This window comes from Sphingomonas sp. ABOLG (genome assembly GCF_003950435.1).
In the GTDB taxonomy this organism is placed as follows: Bacteria; Pseudomonadota; Alphaproteobacteria; order Sphingomonadales; family Sphingomonadaceae; genus Sphingomonas; species Sphingomonas panaciterrae.
This window is the reverse complement of sequence record NZ_QQWW01000010.1, coordinates 80,864-95,220: the sequence shown is the minus strand read 5'-3', so window position 1 is coordinate 95,220 and position 14,357 is coordinate 80,864. Positions and strand designations below refer to the sequence as shown.

Sequence of the window (14,357 nt, the reverse complement as noted above, 5' to 3'; positions counted from 1 at the left end):
TCAGCAGGCGCGCACGACCACCTGATCCGGTACAGCCCGCGCATGGCGTTCCCCCGTCGGACCGGACAAGACTGATCATGACCGTCGCGCTGCACCCGAGCGAGCGCGCGGCGCTGCGCCGTCGGCGCGCACCCGATCCATGGCGCCTGTGGCGAGAGGCGGCGGTGATCGCCGTGCCGATCACGCTGGTCCTGGCAGCACTGATGGCGGCGGCACTCGCCTGGTCGGGGGCGTTCGCGCTGGGGGGTGGCACACCGCCCCAGACACGCACCGCTGGCAGCCCCGCACAGTCCTCCCCCGGCAGCGGGACGACCGGCACGGCGCCGCTTCCCGCCGAACCCGCCGGCCGCCTGATGCCCGCCTCCACGGCTGCCACCGGGGTCACCCCCGCCGCGCCGTTCAGCCTGCGCAGCGCCAGCGCGCTTGACCGCGCGCGCGCCACCGAATGCCTCACCGCCGCGCTTTATTACGAGGCGGTGTCGGAGCCGGATGACGGGCTGCGCGCCGTCGCGCAGGTGGTGCTGAACCGGGTGCGTCACCCCGCCTTCCCGGCCAGCGTGTGCGGCGTCGTCTATCAGGGCGTCGAGCGGGGCCAGGGCGGCTGCCAGTTCAGCTTCGCCTGCGACGGCGCAACGACGCGCGTGCCGGTGCGGTCCGGCTGGGCGCGCGCGGCGCGGGTCGCGGCGGCGGCGCTCGGCGGCTATGTCTATGCGCCGGTTGGCCTGGCGACGCATTACCACACCTATGCCGTGACCCCGGCGTGGAACCGGACGCTGGTGATGACCGACGTGGTCGGCGCGCATTTCTTTCACCGCTGGAAGGGGTTCTGGGGCACCGCCGCGGCCTTTCACCAGCGTTATGCCGGGTCCGAGCCGGCGCTGGGCCCTGCCCCCAGGCTCGCGACGCCGGTGATCGCGCTCAACCATCCGGTGGCGGTGGCCCCGCTCACACCGGCGGCGATCCCGGCAACGCAGGTGCAGCCCGCCTTTCGCGACAGCGGCACGCCGCTGAAGCCTGAGGCGGCGCCGGCGCCCGCGCCCGAATCGCAGATCCTCGACCGGTGGAAGAACAGCGGCAAGCCGCTGCGCTGAGCGGCAGCCCGCTTATTCCATGCCGATGCGGATCGCCGCGGCCGCCACGAAGGGCGCACCGGCAACCAGCAGCAGGCTGACCGCGCCGAGCAGCTTCAGCCCGCCCGCCCCGCCATCGATCGCCCCCGCGCCAAAGATCAGCAGCGGAATGGCGAGCGGCAGCAGCACCAGCCCGGAGATCGCCCCCGCGCCGCGCAGCCCCGCCGTCAGAGCACCCGTCGCCACCGCCAGCGCGGCCAGCCCCGGCGTGCCGATCACCAGCCCCGCCTCCACCAGCAACAACGTCTCACCGTCCACCCCCATCAGCCCGGCGACGATCAGCGCGGCGACCATCACCGTCGGCGCAAAGGCGAGCCAATGCCCCAGCATCTTCGCCGCCGCTGCCGCCGCCAGCGACTGACCGCGCACCGCGAGCTGATCGAATATGCCGGCCTCCAGATCGGGCGCGATCAGGCGGTCGACCGGCAGCAGCGCCGCCAGCAGCGCCGCCGCCCAGATCACCCCGCCGCCGATGCGCGACAGCAATGCAGCGTCCGGCCCGATGGCGAAGGGGAAAAGGATCGCGACCAGCAGGAAGAAACCCACCGTCATCGCCGCCCCCCCGCCGGCATAGCCCCGCCGCGCCTCGCGCAGCACCAGCGCGATCACGCCGCCATCTCGCAATGGGCGGCGAGGTCGAGCATGGCGGCATGGGCAAGGTCGAGCGGCTGGTGAGTCGCGACCACCACGATCCCGCCGCCCGCGCGATGGAGTGCCATCGCGGTTTCGAGCAGCGCGATCGATCTTGTGTCGAGGCCGGTAGCGGGCTCATCGAGCAGCCAGATCGGTGCCTGCGTGGCGATCACTCGCGCCAGCGCCGCGCGCCGTCGCTGGCCGGTCGACAGCATCCGCACCGGAATGTCCGCCAGGTAATCAAGTGCCACCATCGCCAGCGCCTGCGCGACCCGCTCGCCAGGCGCGGGCAAGGCATCGAGCCGCGCCCACAGCAACAGCGCCTCGCTCAGCCGGCGCTCGGGATCGAGCGCACTCGCCTCGCCCAGCAGCGCCAGCCGACCGCCAGCCGCAACCGATCCGGCAAAGGGCGGGAGCAGGCCGGCGGCGAGCCGCAGCAGGCTGGATTTGCCACAGCCATTAGCCCCCGTCACCAGCGCCGCGCCGCCTGCCGCAAGGCTCAGCGATACGCCCGCGAACAACAGCCGCCCGCCGCGGCGACAGGCGACATCCTCCAGCGCCAGCGACGCGCTCAATCGCTCACCGCGTCCTCGAGCGCGTGCATGTCATCGTCGCTGAGGCCGAAATGATGTCCGATCTCATGGATCGTGACATGCGCCACCAGATCGTCGAGCCGCACGCCCGTCTCGCACCATTCCGCCAGGATCGCCTGGCGGTAGAGGTGGATGCGATCGGGCGCCGCGCCGCTGTCGAACGCCGATTTCTCGCCGACCGGCCGCCCATGGTACACACCGGTCAGCTCCAGCGGATGCTCCAGCCCCAGGCTTGCGAGCGTCTCCTCATCCGCCTCCTCCTCGACCAGCAGCACCACGTCGCCCAGATGCGCGCGAAAGGCAGGGGGCAGCCGGTCGATCACGCCAAGGGCATGGTGTTCGATCGCTGCCAGCGAGGGCGGTTCGCCCGGAAGCTCTTGTCCGCTCATGCCGCCCGCCATAGGCGTTGCGCCTTGGATGCGACAAGCTTTTGGGAGCGCAGCGATGGTCGATCAATTGAGCGAAGCCGAACGCGCAGAGGCGCTCGATGCCCTGCCCGACTGGGATTATGACGAGGGTCGCGATGCGATCAGCCGGTCGATCGTGTTCACCGATTTCGCCGAGGCGTTCGGATTCATGACCCAGGTCGCGCTGATCGCGGAGCGCGCGGATCACCATCCCGAATGGACCAACGTTTGGAACCGCGTCGAAATCACGCTGACCACGCATGATGCGGGCGGCCTGTCGGCGCGCGACGTCGACCTCGCCACCGCGATCGATTCGATCCTGGACGGCTGATCCATGATCCTTCTCGCCATCACGCTTCAGGCCGCCTCGCTCGGCGCCACCAACTATGCCGCCGACGCGCCGATGACGGTGCCGACCAGCCAGCCCAGCTTCGCGGACGAATTCGACGGCAAGACGGTCGATTCCGCCAAATGGTCCTATGACACCTCGTACAATGCCAGGGGCTGGTTCAACAACGAGCTGCAATATTATGCCGCCGATCGCTCGAAAAACGCGCGGATCGAGGATGGCGCGTTGGTGATCGAGGCACATGCCGAAGTGGCGGACAAGGCGCGCTTCCCCGATACCGGCGGGCAGCGCTACACCTCGGCAAAGCTGATCGCGAAGAAGCGGCTCGGCTATGGCTTCTACGAGATCCGCGCAAAACTGCCGTGCGGGCGAGGGGCGTGGCCGGCGATCTGGATGCTGCCGATCGGCGACAAATGGCCCGATGGCGGTGAGATCGACATCATGGAAATGGTCGGCTGGGATCCCAATGTGATCCACGCCACGCTCCACACCGGCGCGTTCAATCACAACAAGGGCACGCAGCGCGGCGCGCAGCGGACCGTGCCCGACGCCTGCACCGCCTTTCACAATTACCAGCTCGATTGGCAGCCTGACACGATCACCATCGGCATCGACGGCCGCGCGGTGATGCAGGTGCGCAACGACCAGCCCGGCGGCGCGGCGGCATGGCCTTTCACCAAGCCGTACGACCTGATCCTGAACCTCGCGGTCGGCGGCGACTGGGGCGGCAAGATGGGGGTCGACGACGCGGTCTTTCCGCAGCGGATGACCGTGGATTACGTGCGCCACTGGGCGCGCCAATAGGCGCCGCCGGCTGGGGCGAGCGCCAGCCTCGCCTCAGCGGCGGCTGCGCACGCCCAGCATCGCCAGCCCGCCGGCAAGCGTCAGCGCCGCCAGCACCAGCAGCACCGCGCTGAAATCGCGCGGGGTGGCGAGCATCCAGGCGAGCAGCGGCCCGAGCAGCGCGGGAAGCGTGTTGGTGAGGTTGAGCAGCCCCAGGTCACGCCCGCGATGCGCCGGGGTGGGCAGCAACTGCATGGCAAAGGCGGCGTGCAGCGCCAGGAACACCGCGGACCCGATCGCATAAGCGACAAAGGCGATCGCCGCCCAGCGCCAGTCGGGCGCCACCGCCATGCCGGCAAGCCCGATCGCTGCCAGCACCGCGCCGCCCACCAGCGCCGGCTTGCGCCGCGCCGACCGGTCCGATGCGCGGCCCGCCAGCAACGCCACCGGCAGCGACAGGACGAAGCCCACCGTCAGCAATTGCCCGACGCCCGGCGCCAGCGCCGCGGCGGGGACCGTCGGCATGATGCTCTGGAAGTAGTAAAGGAGGTAAAGCGACAGCGCGTTGCCGGCGACCTGCACCAGCAGCCGCGCGGCAAAGGAAATGACGATGTCCTGTCGTCGCATCATGACCACGCCAACCGGCGGTGGCGGCTGCGCGGCGATCCGCGCCCGGGTCACCAGCAGCGGGGTGACCGCCGCGCCGGTGATCGCCGCGACGATCGCCAGCCGCATCCCCTCGCTCGCCCACGCCAGCCCGACCAGCATCGCCGACACGGCGGAAGCGATCGGCACCGCCGCCGCCAGCAAACCGCCCGCCATTCCCTTTTGCGCGTCGGGCACCTCGTCCGCCATGATCGCCAGCAGCGGCCCGAGCAGCGCGTTGACCGCTGCCTGGAACAATCCCACCGCCAGCATGATCGCCCACGGCGTCTGAGCCAGCGCGATGCCGGCGAAGGATGCCGCCGTCGCGACCAGCCCGAACGCGATCCAGCGCCGCCGCCCGCCGCCGCGCGCGACGGAGCGGTCGCTCAGCCAGCCGAACAGGATGTTGGAGGCGCTGGCGACGATCGCGCCGACGATCACGATGGCACTGAACAGCCCGATCCGCGCCTCGCCCGCAATCGGTTCGATCTTCAGCGGCAGCAGCAGCGCGAGCAGCGGCTGGTACGCGATGACGCCGCCCACATTGGCCAGCGCAAAAACCAGCAGGAAGCCGGCCGATCGCCGTTCTCCCGGCGTCAAGATGCGCGTTTGAACCATCAGATCCGCACGATTGTGCGCTTCTCCAAAAAAACCGGGGCAATTGCGCCACAGGATCGCGACCCGAAAACAACGACGTGCACATTAAGCACGATCGCAGACAAACAAACCTTGCAGTGCGCGCGGAACGGACCATGTAGCGTCCAATCATGACATTTGACACACTTCCCGCGCCGCTCGCTGGCGCGCTCGCCGAGCGCGGCTATCAGGCGCCCACGCCGGTCCAGGCCGCCGTAATCGAACCGGAGGCCGCTGGCCGCGACCTCATCGTTTCCGCCCGGACGGGTTCCGGCAAGACCGTCGCCTTCGGCATGGCGATGGCATCCGAACTGCTGGGCGAGGACGATCGCATCATTCCCTCGCGTGAGCCGCACGCGCTCGTCATCGCGCCGACTCGCGAACTCGCGCTTCAGGTCAGCCGCGAGCTGATCTGGCTCTACGGTCCGACCGGCGCGCGCATCGTCACCTGCGTCGGCGGCATGGACGCGTCCAAGGAGCGCCGGAACCTCAATCACGGCGCGCATATCGTCGTCGGCACGCCCGGCCGCCTGCGCGACCATCTCGAGCGCGGCGCGCTGGAGCTTTCCGCGCTCAAGGTCGCGGTGCTCGACGAGGCGGACGAGATGCTCGACATGGGCTTCCGCGAGGATCTCGAGGAAATCCTCGACGCGACGCCCGAGACGCGCCGCACGCTCCTGTTCTCGGCCACCATGCCCAAGCCGATCGTTCAGCTGGCCAAGCGCTACCAGAAGGACGCGCTGCGCATCTCCACGGTCGAGGAAGACCGCGGCCATGGCGACATCAGCTACCAGGCCGTCGCGGTCAGCCCGTCGGACATCGAACATGCGGTGATCAACCTCCTTCGCCTGTACGAGGCGGAGACGGCGATCCTGTTCTGCGCCACGCGTGACAATGTCCGCCACCTCCACGCCAGCCTCGTCGAGCGCGGCTTTGCCGCCGTGGCGCTGTCGGGCGAGCATAGCCAGAACGAGCGTAACGCCGCGCTGCAGGCGCTGCGCGATCGCCGCGCCCGCGTCTGCGTCGCGACTGACGTCGCAGCGCGCGGCATCGATCTGCCGAGCCTCAGCCTCGTCATTCACGTCGAGCTGCCGCGCGATGGCGAGACGCTGCAGCACCGTTCAGGCCGCACCGGGCGCGCGGGGAAAAAGGGCACCGCGGTGCTCATCGTCCCCTACCAGCGCCGCCGCTGGGCCGAATCGATGCTGCGCAACGCCAAGATCCCGGTCGAATGGGTGCCCGCGCCGACGCCCGAGGACGTGCGCGCCAAGGATCGCGAGCGGCTGCTCGAACAGCTGCTCGCCCCCGTCGAGGTGGAGGAAGAGGATCAGGCGCTCGCCGAGCGGTTGATGGGCGAAAAGACGCCGGAGGAAATCGCCGGTGCCCTCGTGCGCGCCTATCGCGCCGCCATGCCCGCGCCGGAGGAAATCGTCGCTGCGACGCCGGAGGCGCATCGCGCCGCCCAGCGCGAAAAGCACCGCCCCGGCTTTGACGATGTGGTGTGGTTCCGCATGAACCTCGGCCGCCGCCAGAACGCCGATCCGCGCTGGATCCTGCCGCTGATCTGCCGCCGCGGCAATCTGACGAAGAACGATGTCGGTGCAATCCGCATCGGGCCGAACGAGACGGCCTTCCAGATCCCCCGTGCGCTGGCTGCGAAGTTCCAGTCGGCCGTGGCAAAGACCGCGAGCCCCGAGGACGACGTGCTGTTCGAGGTGTCGGACCAGGCACCCTCCTCGCGCGGGGCCTCCGGGCCGCGTACCGGCAGCGCGGATCGTGCCGAAGGTCGGGCGGGACCGGGCCGTGGCCCCGCACGCGGTGGCCCGGATCGCGGTGGGCCGGGTCGTGGCAGCGCGGGCCAAGGCGGCCCGGCGCGTTATTCCGCGACGCGCACCAAGCCGTCGGGCGGCGGTCCGCGCCGCCCCTGACCGGCGCGCGCATCGCTGCACTTTAAGCGCATCGACTTAAATCTCGTTGCACCCGTCAGCGGTGCCCATTACCCCCGGCGCAACGGCCAGGAGCGCCGGGGGAGAGATTGATGCGCACCATAAAGTTACAGAAGCCCGGCGGGCTCGACCGCCTGCAGGTCGCCGATAGCGAGCGGGTGGCGCCCGGCCATGGCGAGATCGTCGTGCGCATCGGCGCCAGCTCGCTCAACTTCCACGATTATGCCGTCGTTACGGGGATGATCCCGACCCCCGATGGCCGTATTCCGATGTCGGACGGCGCGGGCGAGGTGGTCGAGGTGGGCGAAGGCGTCCGCGAGTTCGCGGTCGGCGACAAGGTCGTCTCCACCTTCTTCCCGCACTGGATGGATGGCGAACCTGCGCTCGAATTCATGCTCGACGTCCCCGGCGACGGCGCCGATGGCTTCGCGCGCGAATATGTGACGGCGCCCGCCACCTCCTTCACCCGCGCGCCGCAGGGCTATTCGGATGCGGAGGCGGCGACGCTGACCTGCGCCGGCCTCACCGCGTGGCGCGCATTGGTCGTCAACGGCCAGCTGAAGGCCGGTGATACCGTGCTGGTGCAGGGCACCGGCGGCGTGTCGATCTTCGCGCTGCAATTCGCCAAGGCGGCCGGCGCGCGCGTCATTGCCACCTCCTCCTCGGACGAGAAGCTCGAGCGGCTGCGCAGCATGGGCGCCGACCACCTCATCAATTACAAGAGCCAGGAGAATTGGGGCGAGGTCGCGCGGGGCCTGACCGGCGGGCGCGGCGTCGACCATGTCGTCGAGATCGGCGGGTCGGGCACCATGCCGCAATCGATCGCCGCGACGCGGATCGGCGGCCATATCGCGCTGATCGGCGTGCTCGCGGGCATCGCCGGCAACGTGCCGACGATGTACGTGATGCAGGGCAATCAGCGGATCATCGGCCTGACGGTCGGCGCCCGCCGCCACCAGCAGGACATGGTCCGCGCGATCGAGGCGAACGGCATCCGCCCCGTGATCGACACGCACTTCCCGCTGGAACAGATCGCCGACGCCTTCCGCCATCAGGAATCGGGCAAGCATTTCGGCAAGATCGTGCTCGACATCTGACCGGCATGGGTGCGCGCGGGGATTGCTCCTGCGCGCACCTAAGCCATTGCACCCGGACGCCTTCGCGCATTAGGTGCGGCAATCTTATTGTCGCAATCCGGGGACATCATGAAATTCACGGCGGCTTCGCTCGTCTCTCTCGTCGCGCTTGTTGCGCACAGCGCATCCGCCCAGGCTCCGGCCGCCAAGCCCAAGTGGGACGTGAACGCCCCCGCCGGCGCCACCATTCGCGAGGTGCCGATCCGCACCAGCGAGGGCAGCTGGATGGACGTGGACGTCAGCCCCGACGGCCGCACGCTCGCCTTCTCGCTGCTGGGCGACATCTACACCATGCCGATCGCCGGCGGCACGCCGACGCGCATTGCCGATGGCCTCGCCTATGAGGTGCAGCCGCGCTTCTCGCCCGATGGCCGGCGCATCGCCTTCACCTCCGATCGTGGCGGTGGCGACAACATCTGGGTGATGAACGTCGACGGCAGCGACAAGCGGCAGGTGACCAAGGAGGATTTCCGCCTCCTCAACCAGCCGAGCTGGAGCAAGGATGGCCGCTTCATCGTCGCCAAGAAGCATTTCACCACCGGGCGTTCGCTCGGCACCGGCGAAGTGTGGATGTACCACGTCTCCGGCGGCAGCGGGGTCCTGCTGGTCAAGCGCCCCAACGAAACCCACCAGAAGGAACTGGGCGAGCCGGTGTATGCGGCGGACGGCAAGTCGGTGTTCTACACCCGCAACGTCACGCCCGGCCCGATCTTCGAATATGCGCAGGATTCGAACACCAACCTGTTCGATATCGAGCGTTATGACCTCGACACCGGCGAGGTGACCAAGGCAGTGACCGGCGCCGGCGGCGCGGTGCGCCCGACGCCGTCCCCCGATGGCAAGAAGATCGCCTTTGTCCGGCGCGAGGCGACCCGCTCCAAATTGTACGTGAAGGATCTCGCTTCGGGCGAGGAGCGCAAGATCTACGACGATCTCGACCAGGATTCGCAGGAAACCTGGGCCGTCACCGGCGTCTATCCCAACATGGCGTGGCTCCCCGACAATTCGGGCCTCGTCTTCTGGGCCAAGGGCAAGATCCGCCGCATCAACGCCGATGGCAGCAACGCGCGCGAAATCCCGTTCACGATCAACGACACGCGCGGCATCCTCGATGCCCCGCACCCGGAAATCGCGGTCGCGCCTGATCGCTTCACCACCGCCATGCCGCGCTTCGCCAGCGTCTCGCCCGACGGGCGGCAGGTGGTGTTCGAAACGCTCGGCAAATTGTGGGTGAAGCCGGTTGCCGGCGGCGCCGCCCGCCGCCTGACGCGCGACAATGACGCCTTCGAACTGTTCCCCAGCTGGTCGCGCGACGGCAAGTCGCTGGTCTATGTCAGCTGGACCGACGACGGCCTCGGCCGGCTGCGCGTGATCGGCGCCAGCGGCGGCACCGCGCGCGACGTGACCGGCCAGCCGGGCCATTACGCGCGCCCGCGCTTCTCGCCCGACGGCAAGACGATCGTGTTCGAGCGCAGCGGCCATGGCGGGCTGACCAGCCCGAAATGGGCCGAGGATTCGGGCGTGTACCGTGTTGCGACCACCGGCGGCGCGGTCAGCCGCGTGCTGCGCGGCGCCGCCTCGCCGCAATTCGGCGCGGCCAACGACCGCATCTTCATGCTGGAGGATGAGCGCAAGGACGGAAAGTCGGTGCGCCAGCTCGTCAGCACCGACCTGTCGGGGCAGGACAAGCGCGTTCACGCCAATGGCGAACTCGCGACCGATTACATCGTCTCGCCGACCGGCGAATATGTCGCCTTCCGCCAGAATTACGCCGCCTATGTCGTCCCCCTGATGCCGGGCGGGCAGACGGTGTCGCTCTCACCCGACAGCAAGACGCTGCCGGTGACGAAGGTCAGCGCGGGCGGCGCCGATTATATCAACTGGTCGACCGACGGCACGCAGCTGCACTGGAGCCTGGGCCCGACGCTCTACACCGCGTCGACCGCCAGCCTGTTCCCCGCCGCGCCGCGCGGCGAAGGAACGCCCGGCTTCACCCCGCCGACCAGCGGCATCAGCCTCGCCATGGAGCAGGCGGCGGCCAAGCCGACCGGCACCGTCGCGATCACCGGTGCGCGGCTCGTCACCATGGCGGGCGAGGATGGCGGCATCATCGACGATGGCGTGGTGGTGATCCGCGGCGATCGCATCGTCGCGGTCGGCCCGCGCGCCTCCACCGCCATCCCCGCCGGCGCGACCACCGTCGATGCCGCGGGCAAGACGATCATCCCCGGTCTCATCGATGCGCACGCGCACGGTCCGGCCGGCACGGATGAGCTGGTGCCGCAGCGCAACTGGTCGATGATGCAGAACCTGGCGCTTGGCACCACCACGCTGCACGATCCGTCCAACCGCTCGAGCGAGATCTTCGCCGCGGCGGAGATGCAGCGCGCCGGCCTGATCCTCGCGCCGCGCATCTTCTCCACCGGCGAGATCGTTTATGGCGCGAAGGCCGCCGATGTGTACGCGCAGATCGACAGCCTCGACGATGCGCTGGCGCACGTCCGCCGGCTGAAGGCGCAGGGCGGCCACAGCGTGAAGAACTACAACCAGCCGCGCCGTGACCAGCGGCAGCAGGTGGTGGAAGCATCGCGGCGTGAGAACATGCAGGTCGTGGCGGAGGGCGGCTCGCTCTTCGGCCTCGACATGACTCACATCGCCGACGGCAATTCGACGCTGGAACACAATATCCCGCTCGAAACCTTCTACGATGACGTGCTTCAGTTCTTCTCGGCGTCGAAGACCAATTACACGCCGACGCTGGTGGTCAGCTACGGCGGCCTCGCCGGCGATCCGTACTGGCGCCAGGCGACGGATGTGTTCGCGCATCCGCTGCTGAAGGCGCATACCCCGCCGACGCGGCTGCTCGCCGACAACGCCCGCCGCATCAAGGCGCCCGACAACAATTTCGTCGACGACGACAATGCGCGCGAGGCGCACAAGCTGGCCAAGCGCGGCGTGCTCGTGTCGATCGGCGCGCATGGCCAGCAGGCCGGCATCGGCGCGCATTGGGAATTGTGGTCGTTCGTGCGCGGCGGGATGACCCCGCTGGAGGCGCTTCGTGCCGGCACGATCGTCTCGGCCCAGTCGCTCGGCATGGCGAAGGACATCGGCTCGCTGGAGGTGGGGAAGCTCGCCGATCTGGTGGTGCTCGATGCCGATCCCACGGCCGACATCCGCAACAGCGACAAGGTCCGCCAGGTGATGCTCGGCGGGCGGCTGTACGATGCGGCGACGCTCAACGAGGTCGCCACCGGCACGGCCAAGCGCGGCCGCTATTTCTGGGAGAATGGCGCCGCCGAGTAACCCCGGCGCCCTCCTCCACCCCATCCGCAACCCCTTGTGTTCGCCGCCCACCGGCGGCGAACGTCCGTCCCCCAGGAGTATGACCATGGATCGTCGCACCTTCCTCGGCAGCACCGGCGCTGCCGCTTTGGCGACTGCCGTTCCCGCCGCCGCGCAAAAGGCCGCCGCCCCGGCCGCCGCCGGCACCAACGACCAGCAGCTGCGCACCTTGCTCGACCGCATCTTCTACGAGCGGATCGACGAGAATCCGGAGGGCGCCACTGCGCTCGGCCTCGACACTGGTGAGCGTGCGGCGCTGAAGTCGCAGCTGAACGACGGCTCGGCCGCCGGCGCGCAGAAGGATCTGGCGCGCGCGAAGCGTGAACTGGCCGCGCTGCGCCAGATCAACCCCGCCTCGCTCTCCCCCGCCGCCCGGCTGGATTACGAGGTCGTCTCCTACCAGCTCCAGCGCGGCATCGCCGGTGCCGAGAAGTTCACCTACGGCGCCAGCATGGGCCGGTTCACGCCCTACGTCCTCACCCATCTGACCGGCGCTTATCGCGAGGTGCCCGATTTCCTCGATGCGCAGCACCGTATCAAGGATGCCGCCGACGCCGACGCCTATGTCGCGCGCGTCGCCGCCTTCGCCACGGCGATCGATCAGGATAGCGAGCGGCAGCGCGCCGACGCCGCGCGCGGCGTGTTCGCGCCCGACTATGTCCTCGACACCACGCTGAAGCTGATGGGCGGGCTGCGCGATCAGCCGGCCGCCTCGACCGTCCCGGTGACGGCGCTGGCGGGCAAGCTGAAGGCTGCGAACCTCCCCGACGCACGCGTCGCCGAAGCGACGAAGATCATGAATGAGCAGGTGTTCCCGGCGCTCGATCGCCAGCGCGCCTTGATCACCGAGCTGCGCGGTCGTGCGGTCCACGACGCGGGCGCATGGCGCCTGCCCGATGGCGAGGCCTATTACGCTGCGGCGGTCGAGGCCGCGACCACCGTCGCCATGTCGGGCGAGGAAGTGCATCGCCTCGGCCTTGCCCAGGTGGCCGAGATCAGCAACCGGATCGACGGCATCCTGAAGGCACAGGGCATGACGCAGGGCAGCGTCGGTGAGCGGCTGGTCGCGCTCAACAAGCGCCCGGATCAGGTCTATCCCAACACCGACGCCGGCAAGGAGCAGCTGGTCGCGCAGCTCAGCGCGCAGGTCGTCGCCATGCAGAAGCGCCTGCCCGAGCAATTCTCCTTCATCCCGAAGGCGCCGGTCGAGGTCCGCCGCGTGCCCAAGTCGATCGAGGCGGGCGCTCCGGGCGGCTATTACCAGAACGCCTCGCTCGATGGGTCGCGCCCGGGCATCTATTACATCAACCTGCGCGACAGCTTCGATCGCCCCAAGTTCGGCCTCGCCACCCTGTCCTATCACGAGGCGGTGCCGGGCCATCACCTGCAGGTGATGACCGCGCTCGAATCGCAGGACATTCCGCTCATCCGCCGCCGCGGCGGCTTCAGCGGCTATACCGAGGGCTGGGCGCTCTATTCGGAGCAGCTGGCGGACGAAATGGGTATGTACGAGGGCGATCCCCTCGGCCAGGTCGGCTATCTCCAGTCGCTGCTGTTCCGCGCGACGCGCCTCGTCGTCGACTCCGGCATGCATCACAAGCGCTGGAGCCGCGAGAAGGCGACCGATTACTTCATCGCCACCACCGGCATCGCGCGCGGCCGCAGCCAGAATGAGATCGACCGCTACACCGTCTGGCCGGGCCAGGCGTGCAGCTACAAGATCGGCCACACCGTCTGGGCGCGCCTGCGCGATGCGGTGAAGCAGAAGCAGGGCGCCGCCTTCGACCCGCGCAAGTTCCACGCGGTGCTGCTCGACGGCGCGATGCCGCTGACCATCCTGGAACGCATGGTGACAGAGCGGATGCTGAAGGCGTAACGCCGCCCGGCCTTTCCGGGCCGCCATCTGCGCCGCCACCTACGCCACCCTCGCTAAGGAGGCAGGATCCCGTCGATCCTGCGCCTTTGCGGCGGTGGCGTTTGTGTTAGGGGTCGGGGCACATACGGGAGAGGCACCAATGCAGACCTATGACGACGTCGTGAACGGCCGCCGCAGCATTCGCGGGTTCAAGCCCGATCCCGTCCCCCGCGCGCTGATCGAGGAAGTGCTGGCGCTCGCCATGCGCTCCCCCTCCTCGCTCAACACGCAGCCGTGGAACTTCACCGTCGTCACCGGCGAACCGCTCGACCGCATCCGCCAGGGCAATACCGAGCGCAACCTCGCCGGCGTGCCCCATTCGCGCGAATTCCGGCTGGGCGAGGATTATGGCGGCGTCCACCGCGAGCGGCAGATCGAGATCGCCAAGCAATTGTTCGGCGCAATGGGCATCGCGCGCGAGGACAAGGCGAAGCGGCATGACTGGGTGCTGCGCGGCTTCCGCCAGTTCGACGCCCCCGTCTCGATCGTCATCACCTATGATCGCGTGCTGCTGGGCAGTGACATCGCGCCGTTCGATTGCGGCGCGGTCACCACCGCATTGGTCAACGCCGCCTGGTCGCGGGGGCTGGGCTGCGTCATCAACAGCCAGGGGATCATGCAATCACCGGTAGTGCGCGAACATGCCGGCATCCCCGACGATCAGGTGATCCAGACCTGTGTCGCCATGGGCTGGCCCGATGACAGCTTCCCGGCCAATGCCGTCGTGTCGCGCCGCAAGCCGGTGAGCGAGGCAGCCCGCTTCGTCGGCTTCGCCGACTGACGCGCAGGCGCGCGGTCGGAAGCGGGCGCAAAACAAGAAAGAGCCTGCCGGCGATCCGAAC

At 69.1% G+C, this 14,357-nt stretch carries 12 protein-coding genes; 8 read left to right on the top strand and 4 right to left on the bottom strand.

Annotated elements, in window-relative coordinates:
* The first annotated feature begins 77 nt into the window (after positions 1-77).
* Positions 78-1,091 carry a cell wall hydrolase gene (locus tag CA236_RS12890; RefSeq protein WP_125945904.1) on the top strand — a complete coding sequence of 338 codons (1,014 nt, stop codon included), beginning with the start codon at positions 78-80 and terminating at the stop codon, positions 1,089-1,091.
* A 12-nt stretch (positions 1,092-1,103) separates the two neighbouring features.
* Here the strand turns inward: CA236_RS12890 and CA236_RS12885 are convergent, their stop codons facing one another.
* From CA236_RS12885 to CA236_RS12875, 3 genes are read right to left on the bottom strand one after another with little or no spacing between them, the layout of a single operon-like run.
* A complete protein-coding gene (locus CA236_RS12885; protein ID WP_125945945.1) occupies positions 1,104-1,739 on the bottom strand; it encodes a heme exporter protein CcmB in 636 nt (211 codons plus the stop codon).
* Positions 1,736-2,338, bottom strand: coding sequence for a heme ABC exporter ATP-binding protein CcmA (gene ccmA / locus CA236_RS12880; protein WP_125945903.1), 603 nt, complete (start codon positions 2,336-2,338; stop codon positions 1,736-1,738). The genes CA236_RS12885 and ccmA overlap by 4 nt, the downstream gene beginning before the upstream one ends.
* Positions 2,335-2,745 carry a metallopeptidase family protein gene (locus CA236_RS12875; RefSeq protein ID WP_241212646.1) on the bottom strand — a complete coding sequence of 137 codons (411 nt, stop codon included), beginning with the start codon at positions 2,743-2,745 and terminating at the stop codon, positions 2,335-2,337. The genes ccmA and CA236_RS12875 overlap by 4 nt, the downstream gene beginning before the upstream one ends.
* 55 nt (positions 2,746-2,800) lie before the next feature.
* On the opposite strand from CA236_RS12875, the gene CA236_RS12870 reads away from it, so the two are divergent.
* Together CA236_RS12870 and CA236_RS12865 are read left to right on the top strand one after the other, a co-directional pair.
* Complete coding sequence (locus CA236_RS12870; RefSeq protein ID WP_046409773.1) at positions 2,801-3,094, top strand: 4a-hydroxytetrahydrobiopterin dehydratase; 294 nt, start codon at positions 2,801-2,803, stop codon at positions 3,092-3,094.
* Positions 3,095-3,097: 3 nt separating this feature from the next.
* A complete protein-coding gene (locus CA236_RS12865; protein ID WP_125945901.1) occupies positions 3,098-3,916 on the top strand; it encodes a glycoside hydrolase family 16 protein in 819 nt (272 codons plus the stop codon).
* A gap of 33 nt (positions 3,917-3,949) precedes the next feature.
* On the opposite strand, the gene CA236_RS12860 is transcribed toward CA236_RS12865, so the two are convergent.
* Positions 3,950-5,158 (bottom strand): MFS transporter, encoded by a 1,209-nt coding sequence (locus CA236_RS12860; RefSeq protein ID WP_125945900.1) that lies wholly within the window; start codon positions 5,156-5,158, stop codon positions 3,950-3,952.
* Between the two features lie 149 nt (positions 5,159-5,307).
* Between CA236_RS12860 and CA236_RS12855 the strand changes: the two genes are divergently transcribed.
* The 5 genes from CA236_RS12855 to CA236_RS12835 all read left to right on the top strand — a co-directional run bounded on the left by CA236_RS12855 (position 5,308) and on the right by CA236_RS12835 (position 14,296).
* Positions 5,308-7,104: a DEAD/DEAH box helicase gene (locus tag CA236_RS12855; protein WP_125945899.1), complete on the top strand. Its 1,797-nt coding sequence runs from the start codon at positions 5,308-5,310 to the stop codon at positions 7,102-7,104.
* 110 nt (positions 7,105-7,214) lie between these two features.
* Complete coding sequence (locus tag CA236_RS12850; RefSeq protein WP_125945898.1) at positions 7,215-8,219, top strand: NAD(P)-dependent alcohol dehydrogenase; 1,005 nt, start codon at positions 7,215-7,217, stop codon at positions 8,217-8,219.
* Positions 8,220-8,327: 108 nt separating this feature from the next.
* Entirely contained in the window at positions 8,328-11,561 is a 3,234-nt protein-coding gene (locus CA236_RS12845; RefSeq protein WP_125945897.1) for an amidohydrolase family protein, read from the top strand.
* 85 nt (positions 11,562-11,646) lie between these two features.
* Complete coding sequence (locus CA236_RS12840; protein WP_125945896.1) at positions 11,647-13,476, top strand: DUF885 family protein; 1,830 nt, start codon at positions 11,647-11,649, stop codon at positions 13,474-13,476.
* 139 nt (positions 13,477-13,615) lie between these two features.
* Positions 13,616-14,296, top strand: coding sequence for a nitroreductase family protein (locus CA236_RS12835; RefSeq protein ID WP_125945895.1), 681 nt, complete (start codon positions 13,616-13,618; stop codon positions 14,294-14,296).
* Positions 14,297-14,357 lie beyond the last annotated feature (61 nt).